At 75.0% G+C, this 18,485-nt stretch carries 16 protein-coding genes; 7 read left to right on the top strand and 9 right to left on the bottom strand.

All coding sequences use genetic code 11. The features are described from left to right. The first annotated feature begins 15 nt into the window (after positions 1-15). A complete protein-coding gene (locus tag MUU72_RS07665; RefSeq protein WP_248012370.1) occupies positions 16-612 on the top strand; it encodes a 2'-5' RNA ligase family protein in 597 nt (198 codons plus the stop codon). A 118-nt stretch (positions 613-730) separates the two neighbouring features. Further along, positions 731-1,789, top strand: coding sequence for a YihY/virulence factor BrkB family protein (locus MUU72_RS07660; RefSeq protein WP_372503022.1), 1,059 nt, complete (start codon positions 731-733; stop codon positions 1,787-1,789). A gap of 53 nt (positions 1,790-1,842) precedes the next feature. Here the strand turns inward: MUU72_RS07660 and MUU72_RS07655 are convergent, their stop codons facing one another. The 3 genes from MUU72_RS07655 to MUU72_RS07645 all read right to left on the bottom strand — a co-directional run bounded on the left by MUU72_RS07655 (position 1,843) and on the right by MUU72_RS07645 (position 5,240). After that, positions 1,843-3,126 carry a D-alanyl-D-alanine carboxypeptidase family protein gene (locus MUU72_RS07655; RefSeq protein ID WP_248012369.1) on the bottom strand — a complete coding sequence of 428 codons (1,284 nt, stop codon included), beginning with the start codon at positions 3,124-3,126 and terminating at the stop codon, positions 1,843-1,845. A gap of 477 nt (positions 3,127-3,603) precedes the next feature. Next, positions 3,604-3,873, bottom strand: coding sequence for an SCO4848 family membrane protein (locus tag MUU72_RS07650; RefSeq protein WP_248012368.1), 270 nt, complete (start codon positions 3,871-3,873; stop codon positions 3,604-3,606). A 146-nt stretch (positions 3,874-4,019) separates the two neighbouring features. Then, a complete protein-coding gene (locus MUU72_RS07645) occupies positions 4,020-5,240 on the bottom strand; it encodes a trypsin-like serine peptidase (protein WP_248012367.1) in 1,221 nt (406 codons plus the stop codon). Positions 5,241-5,462: 222 nt separating this feature from the next. On the opposite strand from MUU72_RS07645, the gene fabV reads away from it, so the two are divergent. Next, entirely contained in the window at positions 5,463-6,680 is a 1,218-nt protein-coding gene (gene fabV / locus MUU72_RS07640) for an enoyl-[acyl-carrier-protein] reductase FabV (RefSeq protein WP_248012366.1), read from the top strand. Positions 6,681-6,769: 89 nt separating this feature from the next. Here the strand turns inward: fabV and MUU72_RS07635 are convergent, their stop codons facing one another. Beyond that, complete coding sequence (locus MUU72_RS07635; RefSeq protein WP_248012365.1) at positions 6,770-6,982, bottom strand: hypothetical protein; 213 nt, start codon at positions 6,980-6,982, stop codon at positions 6,770-6,772. A 240-nt stretch (positions 6,983-7,222) separates the two neighbouring features. On the opposite strand from MUU72_RS07635, the gene MUU72_RS07630 reads away from it, so the two are divergent. Further along, positions 7,223-11,341, top strand: a complete 4,119-nt coding sequence (locus tag MUU72_RS07630) for a Pls/PosA family non-ribosomal peptide synthetase (protein WP_248012364.1) — start codon at positions 7,223-7,225, stop codon at positions 11,339-11,341. 5 nt (positions 11,342-11,346) lie between these two features. Further along, positions 11,347-12,096: a BPL-N domain-containing protein gene (locus tag MUU72_RS07625; protein ID WP_248012363.1), complete on the top strand. Its 750-nt coding sequence runs from the start codon at positions 11,347-11,349 to the stop codon at positions 12,094-12,096. A 179-nt stretch (positions 12,097-12,275) separates the two neighbouring features. Here MUU72_RS07625 and MUU72_RS07620 read toward each other — a convergent pair whose 3' ends face one another. Next, positions 12,276-12,659, bottom strand: coding sequence for a hypothetical protein (locus MUU72_RS07620; protein ID WP_248012362.1), 384 nt, complete (start codon positions 12,657-12,659; stop codon positions 12,276-12,278). A gap of 170 nt (positions 12,660-12,829) precedes the next feature. Between MUU72_RS07620 and MUU72_RS07615 the strand changes: the two genes are divergently transcribed. Beyond that, complete coding sequence (locus MUU72_RS07615) at positions 12,830-13,342, top strand: GntR family transcriptional regulator (RefSeq protein WP_282503801.1); 513 nt, start codon at positions 12,830-12,832, stop codon at positions 13,340-13,342. Continuing rightward, a complete protein-coding gene (locus tag MUU72_RS07610; RefSeq protein ID WP_248012360.1) occupies positions 13,339-14,118 on the top strand; it encodes a GntR family transcriptional regulator in 780 nt (259 codons plus the stop codon). The genes MUU72_RS07615 and MUU72_RS07610 overlap by 4 nt, the downstream gene beginning before the upstream one ends. Positions 14,119-14,185: 67 nt before the next feature. Here the strand turns inward: MUU72_RS07610 and MUU72_RS07605 are convergent, their stop codons facing one another. Genes MUU72_RS07605 through MUU72_RS07590 form a run of 4 tightly spaced genes read right to left on the bottom strand, consistent with a single transcriptional unit; the run spans position 14,186 to position 18,466 of the window. Then, positions 14,186-15,190, bottom strand: coding sequence for an ABC transporter substrate-binding protein (locus MUU72_RS07605; protein ID WP_248012359.1), 1,005 nt, complete (start codon positions 15,188-15,190; stop codon positions 14,186-14,188). A 2-nt stretch (positions 15,191-15,192) separates the two neighbouring features. Then, a complete protein-coding gene (locus MUU72_RS07600) occupies positions 15,193-17,190 on the bottom strand; it encodes an ABC transporter permease subunit (RefSeq protein WP_248012358.1) in 1,998 nt (665 codons plus the stop codon). After that, positions 17,187-17,357 (bottom strand): hypothetical protein, encoded by a 171-nt coding sequence (locus tag MUU72_RS07595; protein WP_248012357.1) that lies wholly within the window; start codon positions 17,355-17,357, stop codon positions 17,187-17,189. Before MUU72_RS07595 ends, MUU72_RS07600 begins: the two co-directional genes overlap by 4 nt. Continuing rightward, entirely contained in the window at positions 17,357-18,466 is a 1,110-nt protein-coding gene (locus MUU72_RS07590) for a quaternary amine ABC transporter ATP-binding protein (protein ID WP_248012473.1), read from the bottom strand. The genes MUU72_RS07595 and MUU72_RS07590 overlap by 1 nt, the downstream gene beginning before the upstream one ends. Positions 18,467-18,485 lie beyond the last annotated feature (19 nt).

Below are 18,485 nucleotides of genomic sequence, written 5' to 3'. Positions count from 1 at the left end.
AGGAGGGAGAACGCAGTGGGGACCGTAACGCTCGGCGTGTCGATCGCGGTCCCGGAGCCCTACGGCAGCTTCCTCCAGCGGAAGCGCGAGGGCTTCGGCGACCCGGCCGCCCGCGCCATCCCCACCCACATCACCCTCCTGCCGCCGACCGAGGCCGAGACCGCGGCGCTGCCCGCCATCGAGGCGCACCTGGCGGAGGTCGCCGCGGGCTGCCGGCCGTTCGCGCTGCGGCTGGCGGGCACCGGCACCTTCCGGCCGCTGTCGCCGGTGGTCTTCGTGCAGGTCGTCGAGGGGGCGCGCGGCTGCACGGTGCTCCAGGAGCGGATCCGCGCCGCGTCCGGGCCGTGCGCCCGCGCGTTGCAGTTCCCGTACCACCCGCACGTCACCGTCGCGCACGGCATCGACGAGGCGGCCATGGACCGCGCCCAGAGCGAGCTGGCGGACTTCTCCGCCGCCTGGACGATCGGCGGCTTCGCGCTCTACGAGAAGGGCGCCGACGAGGTCTGGCGGCTGGAGCGGGAGTACCCGTTCGGGGCCGGCGGCGGGCCGGTGACGCTGCCCCGCCAGGCCGCCGAGGCCGGCCTGTCCCGGCCGCCCGCACCGTCCCGCTGACCGTCCCGGCGCACCCGCGGGCCGCCGGGTACCTCCCGGTTTCCGGGGTATCCGGACGCTAGTGTTCCGGCCAGTCGGGTCGGGCGGCGGCGGTACGCGGATGAAGGGCGGACGCGGAATGCGGGGGAACGGCGACGGCCACGGCAACGGCAGCGGCAACGGCAGCGGCACCGAACACGGCGACGGCCACGGGAACGGCGGCGGCGCGGACGCGGCGGATGGCACCGGGGCCGCGCCCGGGGACCGGGAGCGCAAGGCCGACGGCCAGCTGACCTGGGTGCGGGGGCTCCCGGTCGTCGGCCCGCGGCTCACCCCGGTGGTGGACCGGCTGCTGGCCACCCACCTGTGGCGCAGCTACAACCGCATGCTCCAGGTGCACTGGACCCGGCTCGCCGCCGCCATCACCTTCACCAGCTTCATGGCGCTCTTCCCGCTGCTGACCGTCGGCGCCGCGATCGTCGCCTCGACGCTCGGCGACGCCCAGGTGCGCCAGCTCCAGAAGAAGCTCGCCGAGCAGATCCCCGGTATCGCGGGGCAGCTGGACCTCGGCGCGCTGGTCGACAACGCCGGCACGGTCGGCCTGATCGCCGGCGGCGCGCTGCTGCTCACCGGCATCGGCTGGGTGCAGTCGCTGCGGGACTGCCTGCGGGCCGTCTGGGAGGCGCCCGACGAGGAGGTCAACTTCCTGCTCGGCAAGGTCCGCGACGGCGGGCTGCTGCTCGGCCTGGGCGGGGTCGCGGTGGTCTCGGTGGCCTGCTCGGCGTTCGCCTCGGCGGCGGTCGGCCGGGCGGCGGAGGCGATCGGGCTGCCGCAGGAGGGGGCGGCCAGCGTCCTGCTGACGGCCGCCGGATTCTGCATCGCGGTGCTCGCCGACTTCCTGATGCTGGTCTACGTCCTGACCAAGCTCGCCGGGGCGCACCCGCCGCGGCGCGCGGTGATCACCGCCGGCCTGATCGGCGCGATCGGCTTCGAACTGCTGAAATGGCTGCTCAGCGGCTATCTGCGGGGCGTCGCCGCGCGCAGCATGTACGGCGCCTTCGGCACCCCCATCGCCCTGCTGCTGTGGATCAACTTCACCGCGAAGCTGCTGGTCTTCTGCGCGGCGTGGACGGCGACGCAGCGCGCGGGCGGGGACCGCGGCGCCGCCCCGGCCACGGGCGCGGGGGCGGACGGCTGATACGGGGGGCGGCACCGGACGCACCGGCCCCGCCCCGCGCCTCCCTCCGCGCCTTACGGGCGGTCGCCCCTCGACCCGCGCCGGCCGCGGGGCCCGTCCGGCACCGGGCGCCGGCGCCGGATCACCAACGCCACCGCGCCCAGCAGCGCCACCACGCCGGCGCCGATGCCCAGCGCGGTCCACGGCATGCCGGAACCGCCGGCCGCGTCCAGGGCAGCCTGCGCCTGCCGGTCGCCGTTCTTCGCGGCGCCGCTGCCGCCCGGCCCGTCGTCCGAGCCCTTCGGCCCGACGAGGCGGCCGACCGGCTCGACCTTGCCGTCCGCGGCGAAGCCCCAGTCGAAGAGCCGGGCGGCCTCCCGGTACGCCTCGTTGTGCACCTTCTTCTCCGGGTTCATCACGGTGACCAGCAGCTTGCGGTTCCCGTGCTGGGCGACGCCGGTGAAGGTGGACCCGGCGTTGGTGGTGGAGCCGTTCTTCACGCCCGCGATGCCCGGGTACGGCTTGATGTCGTAGTCGCCGCTGAGCAGCCGGTTGGTGTTCTGGATGCCGAACGTGGCGCGCTTGCCGTCCTTGCCCAGGTCGCCGGGGAACTGTGCGCTCGCCGTGGAGCAGTACTCGCGGAAGTCGGGGTTCCGCAGGCCGGCCCGCGCGAACAGGCTGAGGTCGTAGGCGCTGGAGACCTGCCCCGGCGCGTCGTAGCCGTCCGGGGTGACCACGTGCGTGTCGGTGGCGTTCAGCTCCACCGCGCGCCGCTGCATCTCCTTGACGGTCGCCGCGGTGCCGCCGTTCATGGCGGAGAGGGTGTGCACCGCGTCGTTCCCGGACCGCAGGAAGACCCCCAGCCACAGGTCGTGGACGGTGTAGGTGAGGTTCTCCTTTATGCCGACCAGGCTGCTGCCGGCGCCCATCCCCGCCAGGTCGGCGGGCTTGACCTTGTACGTGGTGGTCTTGGGGAACTTCGGCAGCACGGTGTCGGCGAACAGCATCTTCAGCGTGCTGGCCGGCGCCAGCTGCCAGTGCGGGTTCTTGGCGGCCAGTACCTCGCCGGTCTCCGCGTCCGAGACGATCCAGGAGCGGGCGGTCAGCTCCTTGGCGTCGGGGAGCTCGGGCGCGCCCGCCCGGAGCTGCACCTGGACGCCGGGCAGGCCCAGCCGGTCCCCGCCGACCTGCGACATCTTCGCGGGCGGGACGGGCACCTTGGGCTGCTGCCCGCCGTCCGCGGGGGCGGCGTACGCGGTGCCGGCCAGCAGCGGCGACACCAGCAGCACGGAGGACGCCAGCGCGGCGACGGTCCGGACGGCGGAGGGGGACGCGGAGGTACTCAGGGTCGTCGGCACGTCCGTGAACGTACCCGCCCGCGGCCGCGCCGGGGAACGCGCCCCACGGAAGAGTGCCCCTCCGAACGGCCGGATGGAGCCGCCGCCGCTGCCGGGGTGGTCACCCGCGCGGCGCTCTCCCCCCGCGTCCCGCTTCCCGCCCGTCGCCGGGGAGAGCTGGTCCATCTGATCCACCTTTCGCCTACCACTCGTCAACGCCCCGCCGGACCGGGCGGAAGAGCAGGTCAGAGCCCTGCCGCCGGTCCCTTGCGGTGGTGGGGCCGCTGCCCGCCGGCCACCCGGCCGGCCCCGGCAGCGGGCCCACAGCACCGAAGACGGCACCGGCACCGGTGGGGATCCAGCTGCGGCCGGTACGGGACGTGAATCACTCCGGACGCGGGGCGCGGGCGGGCGCGGTTGACGCGGCGGACCCGGTGAGCGGGGCCCGGCGGTCGTGGCGGCCGGGGTGGTCGCGGGAGAGCGGTGCGGCGCGGGCGGTCAGGCGCGCGGGGCGGCGGCCGCGGCGGCCGCCGTCTCGCGGCGCAGGGCGCGCAGTCCGCGGAGGCCGAGGATGCCGATCGCGGTGCCCAGCAGGAACGAGGTGATGGCGAGGGCCAGGTGGATCCAGAAGTAGGCGGTGGGGTCGCCGTGGTCGAAGGCCAGGCCGCTCGCGTCCTTGACCAGGTTCTTGACGAAGGTGGTCCAGACCACCCACGACCAGGCGCCGAAGGCGAGGAGGAACCAGGAGACCGGGCGGCTGAGCTTCATGGGGCGAGTCCTCTGTTGCGGGCGGGAGCCTTGCCCGGCAAGTATCCGTGATCGGCCCGGGGCGCCGTCCGGCCGGTGCCCCGGGGGCGGCGGGCAGGCCCCTACGGCCGCCCTCCGGGCGAACGACGCGACTTTACGGACACCCCCTAGCGGCCCGCGAACTTCGTACTGATGGTGGTGAAGACGCGCTGGGCCTCCGGGCCGAGGTACGGGCCGGCCAGCCAGGTGTGCGCGCTGGAGCTGATCGAGGTGTTGGAGATCAGCGTGAGCCTGCCGCCGCGGCTGACGAACCAGCCGCCGCCGGAGGTGCCGCCGGTCATGGTGCAGCCGATCCGGTCCATGGCCGGGGTGCCCTGCTGCATGGTGAGGCGGCCGGGGCGGTCCAGGCAGGCCATCATGCGGGCGCCGTCGTAGGGCGGCGCGGCCGGGTAGCCGAACGCCTTGACCGAGCTGATGCCGTCGGCGTGCGGCGCGTTGAACCACACCTGGGCGGCCGCGCCGACGGTCTCCTGGAGCGACTTCCCGCCGCCGTTCTCCGGGCGGACGTGCAGGACCGCGAAGTCGTACGCGGAGCCGGCGTTGCCGGACTCGGCGCTGCCCAGGTCGATCCACTCGCCGGAGGTGGTGATCCAGTCGGCCCAGAAGCGGCCGTAGGGGGTGACCTGCCGGGTCGGGGTGGTGCCGACCCGGCTCATCGGGACGCCGGTGTCGTTGTACGACGGCACGAAGACGACGTTGCGCATCCAGCCGCCCTGGCGGCCGGAGTGGACGCAGTGGCCCGCGGTCCACACCAGGTCGGATTTCCCGGGGTGGGCCGGGTCCTCGACGACGGTGCCGGAGCAGACCATCGGGCCCTTGGGACTGTCGAAGAAGATCTTGCCGACCGGCGCCATGTTGCGGTGGTACGGGCGGGCCACCTCCTCGGCGGTGACCGGGCGCGGCTCGGGGTCGGTGGTGCCGTGGCCGCCGACCGCGCCGCCGGCCCGGACGCCGACGTCCGGGGCGGCCTGGGCGCGGGCCATCCGGTCCGGCTGCCAGTGGTCCTTGATGATCGGGTTGGCGAAGTCCTGCGCCTTGCGGGCCCAGTTGCCCCAGTTCTTCCAGCCGCCGTCCTTCCACCGCTTGAGGTCGTCGAGGCTGGTGGGGGCACCGTCGGGGAGGCGGGGCGCGGACGCGTGCTTCCGGTCGCCGGACGCCGCGGCGGAGTCGCCGACCGGGCCGCAGGCGGTGGCGGTGGCCAGCAGCGCGGCCGCGGCGAGGAGGGCGAGGGCGGCGCGGGCGCGGGGCCGGGGCCGGGATCCGTCCGCCGGAGCGTGCGGCCCGGTGCCGTCCGCCGGTTCGTGCGGTGCGGGCGGTGTCGGTGGCATGGTGCGGGTCCCCCCTGGTGCGTGCGGTCGTGCCGGTGGTGGCGGGCCGGTGGTTCCGGTGCCGGGCGGCGGGCCGGGAGCGCGCCGGTCCGGCTGTCATGCCCCTGTTGGAGCGGGCTCCACTATGCCGTTTCGCCGCGCCGGGCGGGGCGGGCGGTCCGCGCGGGGGCGAGATCGCGACAATCAGGGGTGTCCTGTCCGAACCGTCCCAAGGACCTGAACGTGACCGAGCGCGTCCTCGACCGCCCCCGCAGCCGCGGGTTCCTCTTCCTCGACTCGCACCCCGCCGGGTGCCGGCAGCTGGTCTCCGGCATGTGGGAGGCGGTGGCCGCCCCCGCCGCGCCGCCGCCCGCCGACGGCCCGGTGGCGCTGGTCATCGGCTCGTCCGCCGGCTACGGGCTGGCCGCCACCCTGGCCGGCCTCAAGCGCGCCGGGATCCGCGGTATCGCGGTCTGCTTCGAGAAGCCGGCCACCGCCCGGCGCACCGCCACGGCCGGCTGGTACCGCACCGCCGCCACCGCCGAGCTGGCCCGCGCGGCCGGGCGGGACCTGGTCTTCCTCAACGGGGACGCGTTCTCCGACGCCCTCAAGGACCAGGTCGCCGAGCTGGTGGAGCAGCGGTTCGGCGGGAAGGTGGACCACCTGATCTACTCGGTCGCCGCGCCGCGGCGCACCGACCCGGAGACCGGGGCCACCTACGCCTCGGTGCTCCAGCCGATCGGCGAGCCGTCCCGCACCCGCACCCTGGTCTTCGACGACGCGGGGGAGCCCGAGGTCAAGGAGGTGGAGACCGCGCCGGCCACCGAGGACGACATCGCGCAGACCGTGGCCGTGATGGGCGGCGCCGACTGGGAGCGGTGGATCGACCACCTGGCCGGGCGCGGGCTGCTGGCCGAGGGCTTCTCCACCGCGGCGCTGTCCTACATCGGCTCGCCGCTGACCGAGGCGATCTACCGCAAGGGCACCATCGGCGCCGCCAAGGCCCATCTGGAGGCCACCGCCCGCGGTCTCGACAAGCGGCTGGCCGAGCTGGTCGGCGGGCGCGCGGTGACCTCCGTCAACGGTGCCGCGGTCACCCAGTCGTCCACCGCCATCCCCGGTATCGCCCTCTACGTCGGGCTGCTGCGCGGCGTCCTGGGCGAGCGGATGGTGTCGCCGGCCGAGCAGCTGAGCGAGCTGTGGGACCAGCTCACCGGGGTGCGCCCGCTGGAGCTGGACGAGGAGGGCCGGGTCCGGCTGGACCGCTGGGAGCTGACGGCCGAGGTGCAGTCCGCGGTCGCCGAGCGGTGGCAGCGGGCGACGACGGAGAACATCGCGGACCTCGCGGACCTGGAGTGGTTCCGCGGTGAGGTGCACCGGCTCTACGGCTTCGAGGTCCCCGGCGTGGACTACGGGGCGCCGGTGGCCACCGAGGTGGCGTGGCCGGGGCAGACCGGCTGACGGCCCGTTCCGCAGCGCGGTGGGCCGCCCGCGGCCGGCGGCCCACCGCTCACCGCGGCCCGTACCGGCTCACCGCGGCCCGTACCGGCTCACCGCGGCCCGGCCGCCAGTCGCGGGTCCCGGCGGCTCGCGCCGACGCCGTGCCGGTACTCCTCGATCTGCTCCCGGGTCGGGTACCACTTCTTGTCGCAGCGGTGGCACCACCAGCGCCAGTTGTCCCAGTGGACCTCGGTGGTGGTGGTGTCCTTCCACAGGCGGTCCTCGCAGTCGGTGGTGGGGCAGTGCGGCGGCGGCAGGGGCATGGCGGCCGGGCCTTTCGTGGGCCGGGGTGGGTCCCGGTCGGGGCTGCGGGCGCCTTCCAGACTGGGGCGGCGGCCCGGCATACGGTGGCGCTCCGTGCGCCGCGCCATCCGATCGGGTGACCGGGGGTGCGCCGGGTGACGCGTCCGCCGCGCCCCGGGGTTGACGGCGAACGCGCAGGTCGGAGCCGGCGCGCGGGGGGCGGAAATGCGATCATGGTTGATCGGCGCTCCGATGGAGTCATGGCCACGACCAGGCGGCTCCCCACGCGGCTGCACCGCCTCTTCGAATCCACCTGTGACCGCGCGCCGACCGCAACGGCGCTGGAGTGCGGGGGGCAGCGGCTCAGCTACGCCCGCCTGGACGCGCGGGCCAACCAACTCGCCCACCACCTGCGCGCACTGGGCATCGGGCCCGGTTCCCGGGTGGCGCTGCTGGTGCCGCGGTCGGTGGAGATGTACGCCGCGCTGCTGGCGGTGGGCAAGGCGGGCGCGGCCTTCGTCCCGATCGATCCGGCGGCGCCCGCGGACCGGGTGGCGTTCATCGCGGCGGACGCCGGGGTGGACGCGGTGCTGACGGTCTCCGGGACGGGCGGACCCGGCGCGTTCCCCGACCGGGCCCGGGTGGTGCGGCTCGACGACGAGGCCGGGCGGATCGCCGCCGCCCCCGAGGGCCGGGTGGAGCCGCCCGCGGCGGAGGAGGCCGACCCGCTCGCCTACATCATGTACACCTCGGGTTCCAGCGGCCGCCCCAAAGGGGTGGCCATCGCGCAGTCCAGCATCTGCAACTTCCTCGGCGTCGTCCCGGACGTCTACGGCGTCCGCCCGGACGACCGGGTCCACCAGGGCATGACCATCTCGTTCGACTTCTCCATCGAGGAGATCTGGCCCACCTGGGCGGTCGGCGCGACCCTCGTCGCCGGGCCGGCCGGCTCCGGCGCGGGGCGGCTCGGCGCCGAACTCGCCGACGCCCTCGACGCGTCCGGCGTCACCGTCCTGTACTGCGTGCCGACGCTGCTGGCGACCATCCCGCGGGAGCTGCCGCGGGTGCGCAGCATCGTGGTGGGCGGTGAGCCCTGCCCGGCGCAGCTGGTGGAGCGGTGGAGCCGGCCGGGGCGCCGGATCCTCAACACCTACGGGCCGACCGAGATCACCGTCACCGCGACCGTCGCGGAGCTGCGGCCGGGCCGGCCGGTCACGATCGGCCGGCCGCTGCCCACGTACGCGGTGGTGCTGCTGGACGAGGAGCGCCGGCCGGTGCCCGACGGGGCGGTCGGCGAGATCTGCGTGGGCGGCCCGGGCGTCGCCCGCGGCTATGTCGGGCGCCCGGAGCTGACCGCGGAGCGCTTCATCGCGCATCCGGCGGCGCCCGGCGGCGGCCGGCTCTACCGCACCGGCGACCTCGGGCGGCTGACCGCGGACGGGGAGATCGAGTTCCTGGGGCGGGCGGACGACGAGGTGAAGATCCGCGGCTACCGGGTCGACCTCGGGGAGATCGACAACGTGCTGCTGGAGGACCCGGGGGTGGCCGAGGCGGCCACCGCGCTGGTGCCCCTGCCGGTCCGGGAGGGCGGCGGCGAGCAGGCGGAACTGTCGGCGTACGTGGTGCCCGCCCCGGACGGCACCGGGCGGGCGCGGGCGGCGGACGGGGACGCGCTGGTGGCCCGGCTGCACCAGCGGCTGCGGCAGCGGCTCCCGGCCTACATGGTGCCGTCCTTCCTCGACCTCGTCCCCCGGCTGCCGGCCCTGCCGAGCGGCAAGGTGGACCGCAAGCGGCTGCCCGCGCCGACCGGCCGCCGGCTGGGCGGCGGCGGCCCGGTGGCGCCGCCGCGCGGCACGCTGGAGACCCGGGTGCGGGACGTGTGGGCGGAGGTGCTCGGGATCGGCCCCGACGCGCTGTCCACGGAGGCGGACTTCTTCGACGAGCTCGGCGGGCATTCGCTGCTCGCCGCCCAGGTCGTCTCGCTGCTCCGCGGCCGCGGTGTCGGCGGCGGCACCGGCGCGACCCTGCGGGACGTCTACGCCCATCCGACCGTGCGGCGCCTGGCGGCCCGGCTGGCGGAGCTGGCCGACGCGGCGGCCCCGGCGGGGGCGGGCGCCGGCGCGGCGGGCGAGGACCGGATCCCGGCCGGTGGCGGCGGGCCGGGATCCGGCCCCGGCGACGGGGCCGTCCGCCCCCGCCCGCTCCGGCACGGCAGGGCCCGGATCGCCGCCGCCGGCCTGGCGCAGGCCGGGGTGGTCTACGTCCTGCTGTTCCTCATCACCCTGCCGCTCGCGGCCGTGTTCAGCTGGGAGAACGGCGAGTTCACCAGCCGGACCCCGGTCCCGGTGCGGCCCGTCCTGGCCGTCCTGGTCAGCTACTTCGGCGTCCGCTGGCTGCTGCCGGTGGTGTGCGCCCGGGCGCTGGCGGCCGGCATCCGGCCGGGCCGCTACCCCTTGTGGGGCACGACCTACCTCCGCCTGTGGACGCTCGCCCTGCTGCTGAGCGTCAGCCCGCTCCCGGCGCTGAGCGGCTCCCCGCTGATGGGCCGCTACCTGCGCCTGCTGGGCGCCCGGATCGGCCCGCGGACCACCCTCGCCACCGGTGCGGTCCCGCTGCCGGCGCTGCTGTCGGTCGGCGCGGACGCCTCGGTCGGCTACGGCGTCACCCTGCGCGCCTGGCGGGTGGCGGACGGCTGGGTGACCGTCGCCCCGATCACCATCGGCCGCGGCGCCTACGTAGGGGCGCACGCGGTGCTGGAGCCCGGCGCCTCGATGGCGGCCGGGTCCGGGCTGGCCGAGCAGTCGGTGCTCGGCCAGGGCGAGACGGTGCCGGCCGGCGCCCGGTGGGCCGGTTCGCCGCCGTCCCCCGTACCGGCGCTGGCCTCGCACATCGAGGACATGCTGCGGGCCGGCGGCACCACCGAGCGCGGCCGGCCGCGGTACGCCGCCGCCGCGGTGCTCGGCACCGCCCTCCTGGAACTGCTCACCCTGGCCGTCCTGGCCCCGGGCACCGCGCTGGTGTGGTGCGCCTGGCTGGCCTGGGGCAGCGGCCCCGCCCTGCTCGTCACCCTCGTCGCGGCGGCGCCGGTCTACGTGCTGTCGGTCTGCGCCGCGGTCGCGCTGGCCAAACGGCTCGTGCTGCGCCGCACCCCGGTCGGCACCCACCCGGTCCGCTCCGCCCTCGGCGTCCGCAAGTGGCTCTCCGACAAGCTGCTGGAGACCAGCCTGGCCTTCACCAACTCCCTCTACGCGACCCTCTACACGGTCCCCTGGCTGCGGCTGCTGGGCGCCCGGATCGGCCCCGGCGCGGAGGTCTCCACCGCCTCCCACCTCGACCCGGACCTGCTCACCCTCGGCGAGGGCAGCTTCGTCGCGGACATGGCGGGGGTCGGCGGCGCGGCGTTCGCCGGCGGGCGGGTGGTGTGCCGCCGCACCGAGGTCGGCCGGCGCGCGTTCGTCGGCAACGCCGCCTACCTCCCGGCCGGCACCCGCACCGGCCCCGGCTCCCTGGTCGGCGTCGGCACCGTCCCGCCCGGGGAGGAGGTGCCGCCGGACTCCTCCTGGCTGGGCTCGCCCGCCATCCACCTCCCGCAGCGGCAGAGCAGCGGCACCTTCCCCGAGGAGCTGACGTTCCGCCCCACCCGCGCGGCCGTCCGCCGCCGCCTGGCCATCGAGTACCTCCGCGTCACACTGCCGGCGTCACTGCTCGGCGCGGCCGCGTTCGGCTTCCTGGTGGCGCTGTCCGGCGTGGCGCACGGCCCGGGCCCGACCCTGCCGCTGCTGCTCGCCCCGGTGCTGCTGATGGCCTCCGGGCTCGCCGTCATCGCCGCCTGCGCGCTGCTGAAATGGCTGGTCGTCGGCGGCTACCGGCCGCGCGTCGAACCGCTGTGGAGCTGGTTCGTGCGGCGTACCGAGTTCGTCACCGGCCTCTACGAGGCGGCCGCGGTGCCCGCCGGGCTCGCCATGCTCACCGGCACGCCCTTCCTCCCGCCCCTGCTCCGCCTCTTCGGGGCCCGGATCGGCCGGCGGACGTGGCTGAGCACCACCTTCCTCACCGAGTTCGACCTGGTCGAGATCGGCGACGACGCGGCGATCGGGCCGGGCGTAAGCTTGCAGACGCACCTGTTCGAGGACCGGGTCATGAAGATGTCGAAGGTCACGGTCCGGCCGGGGGCCACCGTCGGCACCCGCGCGGTCGTGCTCTACGACGGCGTGGTCGGCGACGGCGTCTGGCTCGACGCGCTCTCCCTGGTGATGAAGGGCGAGTACCTCACCCCCGGCACGGCCTGGCGCGGCATCCCCGCCGAGGGCCTGGCCCTCCGACCCGCCGCCCCGGCCTGCGCCGAGCTGACCCCGCACTCCCCCAGCCCCTCACGGTGAGCCCCATGTCCCCTCCCACCGGCTTCCTCGATTCCCTCCGCGGCCTCTTCGGCGCCCGCGGCGCAGCGGAGGCCGCCCCGCCGCCGGACACCGGCGGCCGCCCGCTGGCCCTGGTCTACCGCGGCCCGGCCGCCCGCCCGGCCGGCTGCTCCGAGGCGGTGGCCGAACTGCTCGCCACCGGCCCCTGGAACCTCGACGTCCGCTACGTCGGCCCGCACGAGGAGCTCCCGCTCACCGCCGCGACCCTGGCGGCCGCCGCGGTCTACGCGCAGCCCGGCGGCGGCTCCCTCTCCCCCGCCTACCGCCGGCTGCGCAAGCACAGCGACACCATCCGCGACTACGTCCGCGGCGGCGGCCGCTACCTGGGCTTCTGCCTCGGTGGCTACCTCGCCGGCGAGAGCCCAGGCTTCGGCCTGCTGCCCGGCGACACCGACCAGTACATCGTCACGCCCGGCGCGACCGTCACCCACGACGGCGACACCGTCGTCGACACCCGCTGGCGCGGCCTGCCCCGGACCGTCTACTTCCAGGACGGCCCGCACTTCGACCTCGACGAGGGCGCCGACGCCACCGTCCTGGCCACCTACCCCAACGGCACCGTCGCCGCCCTGGTCGCCCCGTTCGGCACCGGCAAGGTCGCCGTGGTCGGCCCCCACCCCGAGGCCACCGACGACTGGTTCACCGACGAGGGCCTGCCCGTCCACCGGACCCGCGACCTGGCCATCGACCTGGTCAACGAACTCCTGGAACGGTGAACCGCCCGGTCACCATCCGGGCCGGCCGCTCCCTGGCTCCCCCGCGGTCACCGGGACGTCGTCATGGTGCGGATGACGCCGGAGCAGCACCCGGCAGTCGGTCACCTTGGACCGGTCGCCCGCCGCTGCCGCAGCCCGCAATACCTTCCTGAGCCGGTCGCATTCATGGCACTCGGTGGTCACGAGCACCGCCCCCGCTCCCGCTCCCGGTCCCGGTCCCGGTCCCGCTGGAGCTTGGCGAGCGCCCGCAGCTGCTTGACCTCCCACTCGGTCCCCGGGCGCAGCCTGGTGTACGGCACTTCCCAGGTGAGCTGCGTCGGGTGCTCCAACTGCACCATGACGCCACCGGTGCCGCGCACCATGCCGACCATGTCGGCGTCCCGGTCGTAGACCACCGCCCCGACGGCGATCTCCTCGATGGTGAGGAAGAACTGCCGGTGGTTGGCGATCTCGGCATTACGGCTCTGCAAGGTGACGGAGCAGCCGGCCCGGCGGGCGGCGTCCCGCTGGCGCGAGAGGGCCGTGCAGACGTCGCAGTCGGCGCTTTGGTCGATGAGGGGCATTGCTTCACCTTTCACCGGTCGAGCATCGCTCGAACCATATCACTATTCGCGAATAGCAGCGAGGTGACACCCTCGTTGACGCTTCGCTTACCGTGTAAAGCAGCGAGGTCGAAAGATCACCGGCTGGACAGGAGGACGCGGTGGGCACCGACGAGTGGGTCAGCACCTCGATGCCGTACGTCTCGCCGGAGGGCGACGGGCCGTCAGACGTGTGGGCGGCGGAGGCCGCGGCGCAGGGGCGGCGGGGCGAACAGCGCATCGTCCGGGCCGGTGAGGTGCCGGCGCCGCCCGACGTGGCCGAGCTGCTCGGCATACGCGAGGGGGAGGCGGTGGTCGTGCGCCGCCGTCTGATCACCCTCGACGACCGGCCGAACGAGCTGACGGATACGTACTACCCGGCCCACGTCGCCCGAGGCACCCGGCTGGCCGGGACGGCCAAGATCCCCGGTGGGGCGGTCCGGCTGCTCGCCGAGCTCGGGCACGCCGGCGCCCGGATCCGGGAGGACGTGATCGCCCGGATGCCGGACGACGAAGAACGGGAGACCTTGCGGACCGGGCCGCAGGAGCCGGTGTTGCAGCTGACCCGGCTCACCGTGGACCGCGACGACCGGCCGATCCAGGTCGATGTGATGGTCATGCCCGCACACCGGCAACGGCTGCGCTACGAACTCAGGATCGGATGACCATGCCCAAGGCCGAAGCGGACGCGCCCGACCGCCGCTCGCTGCACGAGCGGATCGCCGCCGATCTGCGCGAGGACATCATGAGCGGGGACCTGGCGCCGGGCGCCAGCCTGCCGTCCACCACACAGCTCAAGGCGCGGTTCGCCGCCTCGAACGCCACGGTGCAGAAGGCGTTGCAGCTGCTGAAGGACGAGCGATTGGTCATCGGGCGCCCCGGAGCCGCGGTCACCGTCCGCGAACACCGGCAGCGGACCGTACGGCCTGCCTCGTACGCCGCTCCCGCGCGGGACGGCGAGCCGTACAGCTGGCTCGCGGAGGCGGCGCAGCAAGGCCGGCGGGCCCGGAGCGAGCTCCTTGAGGTGGCGGAGGCCACGCCACCCGCGGACGTCGCAGCGGCGCTGCAACTGAGCGAGGGCGGCCCGGCGTTGCTCCGCCGTCAGGTGCTGTGGGTCGATGACGAGCCCGTGGAGCTGGTCAAGTCCTACTACCCGCTGGCGCTCGCGCGCGGCACCGCGATGATGGAGCGCCGCAGGATCAAGGGCGGGACCCCTACGCTCCTCGCCGAGCTCGGGTATCCGCCCCGGCTCAGCGTCGACCGGGTGTCGGCGCGCGTCCCCACACAGGAGCAGTACGCGGCGCTCCGGCTGCCCAGCAGCCTGCCCGTTCTCCGTACTCTGCGCGTCGTCTACACGGAGGGAGAACAGCCCATCGAGGCCACCGTCATGGTCAAGGCCGGTCATCTCTACGAGCTGCGGTACGAGTTCACGCCGGAGTGAGTGCGGGCGGGGCCGGCGGGCCGCCCCGCCGGCCTCCGCCTCAACGTACGCCGCCGAGCCCGCCCCATCACTTCCCCGGCAGCCACTGCTTCCACACGTCGGGGTGTTCGCCGACCCACTGCTTGGCGGCGTCGTCGGCGGACAGGCCCTTGGACGCGATCAGTTCGGCCACCTCGTTCTGGTTCTGCTTGGACCAGCGGAAGTTCTTCAGGAACCGCGCCGCGGGGCTGCCGCTCTTGGCGAAGTCGGTGTTGAAGTACTTCTGGAGCGGGGTGGTGGGGTACGCGCAGTCGACGGACTGCGGGTCCTTGGCGCCCTTGGCCGCGCAGGCGTCGGTGTACGGCGGGAGTTTGACCTCCACCATCGGCACCTGGTTGAAGAGCCACTGGGGCTCGTACCAGTAGGTGAGGAACGGCTTGTGCTGCTTGGCGAACTGCTGGATCTGGGTGATCTGGGCGGCCTCGGAGCCGGCGAAGACGACCTGGAGGTTCAGGCCGAGGTTGGCGACCAGCGCCTTGTCGTTGGTGACGTAGGACGGTGAACCGTCCATCAGCTGGCCCTTGCTGCCGCTCTCGGAGGTGCGCAGCTCCTTGGCGTACTTGTTGAGGTTCCGCCAGTCGGTGACGTCGGGGTGGGCGTCGGCCCAGTACTTGGGCACCCACCAGCCGATGTGGCCGGTGACGCCGTTGCCGCCGCCGGCCGTGATCGTCTTCTTGTCCGCGACGTAGCGCTTCTCCTGGTCGGGGTGGCCCCAGTCCTCCAGGATCGCGTCGACCCGGCCCTGGCTGAGGGCGTCCCAGGCGGGGATCTCGTCCACCTGGACGGTGTCGACGTGGTAGCCCAGCTCGTGTTCGAGGAGGTACTTGGCGACCGCCACGTTGGCCTGGGCGCCGACCCAGGTCTGCACGGACAGGGTGACGGACCTGGAGCCCTTGGCGGCGGCGAACGGCGACGCCTGCTTGGTCATGTCGGCCTTGCCGCAGCCGGACAGGCCCAGCACCAGCGCGCCGGTGGCGGCGGTCGCGGCGAGCGCCCTGGTGAGCGTGCGGGCGGGTATCGGTGTGCGGGACATGGTCAGGCTCCCTTCCCGGTCGTCCGCCGTTCGGTGGGCTGGGTGACCCGGTCGAGCATCAGGCCCAGGCAGACGATGGCGACGCCGGCGACCAGGCCGAGGGCGAGGTTGCCGGTGGCCAGGCCGGTGACCACGTCGTAGCCGAGGGCACCGCCGCCGACCAGGCCGCCGATGATGACGACGGCGAGGACGAGCACCACGCCCTGGTTGACGGCCAGCAGCAACGCCGGCCGGGCGAGCGGCAGTTGGACCTGGCGGAGGGTCTGCCAGCGGGTGGCGCCCAGCGAGCGGGCGGACTCCATGGCGCCGGGGTCGACCTGGCGCAGGCCCTGGGTGGTGATCCGGATGACCGCCGGCAGCGCGTAGACCACGGCCGCGGCGGCGGCCGGCGCGCGGCCCACCGCGAACAGCGCGACGACCGGGATCAGGTAGACGAACTGCGGCATGGTCTGCATGACGTCCAGGACCGGCCGCAGCACCGCCTCGAAGCGCTTGCTGCCGGCGGCCAGGATGCCGGTGCCGATGCCCAGCACCAGGGTCACCACCAGGGCGGCGAGGACCTGGGAGAGGGTGTCCATGGACGGCTTCCACACGCCCAGGACGCCGATCGCGGCCATGGCCAGGACGGCGGTCAGCGCGGTGCGCCAGGTGCCGATGAGCCAGGCGAGCGCGGCGACGGCGAGCAGCACGCCGTACCAGGGCAGGGCGGTCAGGCCGTCGCGCAGCGGGTTGAGGACCCAGTTGGTGAAGTGCGCGGCCCAGTCGGCGGTGCCGCCGATGACCGGGACGCCGGAGTAGAGGTGGTTGACCATCCACTCCTTGACGTCGTTGACCGGGCGGGCGATGGCGACCGTGGCGCCGGCGGGCCAGATCGTGGAACCGGCCAGCCGGCCGGCGAGCGCGGCGGCCGCGGTGAGCACGGCGATGCCGGCCCAGGCGGGCCAGCCGCGCAGCAGCCGCGGGCGGGCGGCGGACGGGTCGGCGCCCAGCTTCCCGCCGGCCGCGGCGGTGGTGCGGTCCATGACGATGGCCAGCAGCACGATCGGGACCGCGGCGGCGAGCGCGGCGCCGACGTCGACCGAGGCGAGCGCCTGGTAGACCCGGTCACCGAGGCCGGCCGCGCCGATCATGGAGGCGATCACGGCCATGGACAGCGCCATCATGATCGTCTGGTTGAGGCCGAGCAGGAGTTCCTTGCGGGCCAGCGGCAGCCGGGCGGTGAACAGGCGCTGGCGCCCGGTGGCGCCGAGCGAGGAGACCGCCTCCAGGACGCCGGCGTCCGCGCCGCGCAGCCCCAGCGCGGTGAGCCGGGCCATCGGCGGGGCCGCGTAGACCACGGTCGCCAGCAGCGCGGCCGGTACGCCGATGCCGAAGATCATCACGACCGGCAGGAGGTACGCGAAGGCCGGCAGCACCTGCATGGTGTCCAGGAGCGGCCGGAGGACCTTGAAGAGCCGCGGGGACAGGCCGGCGGCGAGGCCGAGCAGCGCGCCGACGACCACCGAGGCGAGCACCGCCACGATCATCAGGGCGAGCGTCTGCATGGTCGGGACCCACATCCCCAGCGCCCCGCTGACCAGGAAGGACACCAGGGCGGTGGCGGCGATGCGGAGGCCGGCGACGCGCCAGGCCAGCAGCGTCACGCCGGCCGTCACCCCGGTCCAGCCCAGGGCGAGCAGCAGCAGGTAGACCCCGCGGACGGAGAGCACCACGGCGTTGCTGAGGTGGCCCAGGACGTAGACGAACAGCCAGTGGCTGTCGCGGTTGTCGATGATCCAGTTGCTGGCCCCGTTGAGCGGGCCGGAGACGTCGACGCTGAGCGCGGCGGGCCAGGCTCCGCCCGGCCAGACGGTCTCGGCGACGGGTATCAGGACCGCCGCGGCGACGGCGAGCAGCAGGAGCTTGCCGAGGCCGCGGCGGCGCCGCAGCGCCTGGACCGGGCGGAATCTGCCGGCGCCCAGGGCGGCACCGGCGGTGGTGGGGGGTGCGGCGGTGCTCATGCGCGGCCCCGCTTCACCGTGCCGGCCGGCACGTTCATCGCGGCGGTGCGCTGGGCCTGGCGCCACTGGCGGAGCAGGGCGGCGCGCAGCCGGGCGCGGGGCCCGGCGGCGGGGGCGCGGGAGGCGACGGCGCGGGTGGCGCCGCGGTAGGGGGCGGCGGCGTACATCAGGCGGCCACCTCCCCGGCCGTCTCCTGGTGCGGCTGCGCGATCCGGGCCACCACGTTCAGCAGGCAGGCGCTGTCGACGATGCCCAGGCAGCGGCCGCCGTCGACGACCCGGGCCGGGCCGCCGGAGCGGGCGACCGCCTCGATGGCGTCGCTGATCAGGGTGTCGGGGGTGAGCGCGGGGCCCTCGCCGGCCTCGCCGTCCCCGGCGGGCCGCATGGCGCGGCGCACGGTGAGCACCTGCTCGCGCGGGACGTCCCGGACGAAGTCGCGGACGTAGTCGTCGGCGGGCGAGCCGACGATCTCCTCGGGGGTGCCGAGCTGGACGATCCGGCCGTCCCGCATCAGGGCGATCCGGTCGCCGATCCGCAGCGCCTCGGCCAGGTCGTGGGTAATAAAGACCATGGTCCGCCCCTCCTCGCGGTGCAGGCGGACCACCTCCTCCTGCATATCGCGGCGGATCAGCGGGTCCAGCGCGCTGAACGGCTCGTCGAACAGCAGCACCTCGGGGTCCACGGCCAGCGCGCGGGCCAGTCCGACGCGCTGCTGCTGGCCGCCGGAGAGCTGACCGGGCCGGCGCTTCTCCAGCCCGGCCAGGCCGACCTTGGCGACCATCTCGGCGGCCCGCTCGCGGCGTTCGGCCCGGCCCATACCCTGGATCTCCAGGCCGTAGGCGACGTTGTCCAGGACGGTGCGGTGCGGCAGCAGGCCGAAGTGCTGGAAGACCATGGCGGCCCGGCGGCGGCGCAGTTCGCGCAGGGTGCCGCGGTCCATGGCGCGGACGTCCTCGCCGTCCATCTCCAGGGTGCCGCTGGTCGGCTCGATCAGCCGGGTCAGGCAGCGGACGAGGGTGGACTTGCCGGAGCCGGAGAGGCCCATGACGACGAAGACCTCGCCCTTGCGGACGTCGAAGGAGACGTCGCGGACGGCGGCGGTGCAGCCGGTCCGCTCGCGCAGTTCGGCGGCGCCGAGACCGGCCAGCGCGGCGTCCTCGGGGACCCGCTCGGCTCTGGGGCCGAAGACCTTCCAGAGGTTCCGCACGGAGAACACCGTGGGCTGCTCCTCCGGTGAACTCCCGCTCTCCGGGGCGGTGTCGGGGACGGCGGACATGTCGGCGGACGTACCGGCC

Origin of the sequence: Streptomyces rhizoryzae (genome assembly GCF_023155275.1) — a bacterium.
Taxonomy (GTDB): Bacteria; Actinomycetota; Actinomycetes; order Streptomycetales; family Streptomycetaceae; genus Streptomyces; species Streptomyces rhizoryzae.
Note: the sequence above shows the minus strand (reverse complement) of the source record. Positions and strands in the feature narration are given on the sequence as shown.

Excerpts from the sequence above, each read along its gene's own strand:
- MUU72_RS07660 (WP_372503022.1), top strand. The coding sequence starts at position 731 with ATGCGGGGGAACGGCGACGGCCACGGCAACGGCAGCGGCAACGGCAGC.
- MUU72_RS07650 (WP_248012368.1), bottom strand. The coding sequence starts at position 3,873 with ATGAAGCTCAGCCGCCCGGTCTCCTGGTTCCTCCTCGCCTTCGGCGCC.
- MUU72_RS07645 (WP_248012367.1), bottom strand. The coding sequence starts at position 5,240 with ATGCCACCGACACCGCCCGCACCGCACGAACCGGCGGACGGCACCGGG.
- MUU72_RS07635 (WP_248012365.1), bottom strand. The coding sequence starts at position 6,982 with ATGCCCCTGCCGCCGCCGCACTGCCCCACCACCGACTGCGAGGACCGC.
- MUU72_RS07630 (WP_248012364.1), top strand. The coding sequence starts at position 7,223 with ATGGCCACGACCAGGCGGCTCCCCACGCGGCTGCACCGCCTCTTCGAA.
- MUU72_RS07625 (WP_248012363.1), top strand. The coding sequence starts at position 11,347 with ATGTCCCCTCCCACCGGCTTCCTCGATTCCCTCCGCGGCCTCTTCGGC.
- MUU72_RS07620 (WP_248012362.1), bottom strand. The coding sequence starts at position 12,659 with ATGCCCCTCATCGACCAAAGCGCCGACTGCGACGTCTGCACGGCCCTC.
- MUU72_RS07615 (WP_282503801.1), top strand. The coding sequence starts at position 12,830 with ATGCCGTACGTCTCGCCGGAGGGCGACGGGCCGTCAGACGTGTGGGCG.
- MUU72_RS07610 (WP_248012360.1), top strand. The coding sequence starts at position 13,339 with ATGACCATGCCCAAGGCCGAAGCGGACGCGCCCGACCGCCGCTCGCTG.
- MUU72_RS07605 (WP_248012359.1), bottom strand. The coding sequence starts at position 15,190 with ATGTCCCGCACACCGATACCCGCCCGCACGCTCACCAGGGCGCTCGCC.
- MUU72_RS07600 (WP_248012358.1), bottom strand. The coding sequence starts at position 17,190 with ATGAGCACCGCCGCACCCCCCACCACCGCCGGTGCCGCCCTGGGCGCC.
- MUU72_RS07595 (WP_248012357.1), bottom strand. The coding sequence starts at position 17,357 with ATGTACGCCGCCGCCCCCTACCGCGGCGCCACCCGCGCCGTCGCCTCC.
- MUU72_RS07590 (WP_248012473.1), bottom strand. The coding sequence starts at position 18,466 with ATGTCCGCCGTCCCCGACACCGCCCCGGAGAGCGGGAGTTCACCGGAG.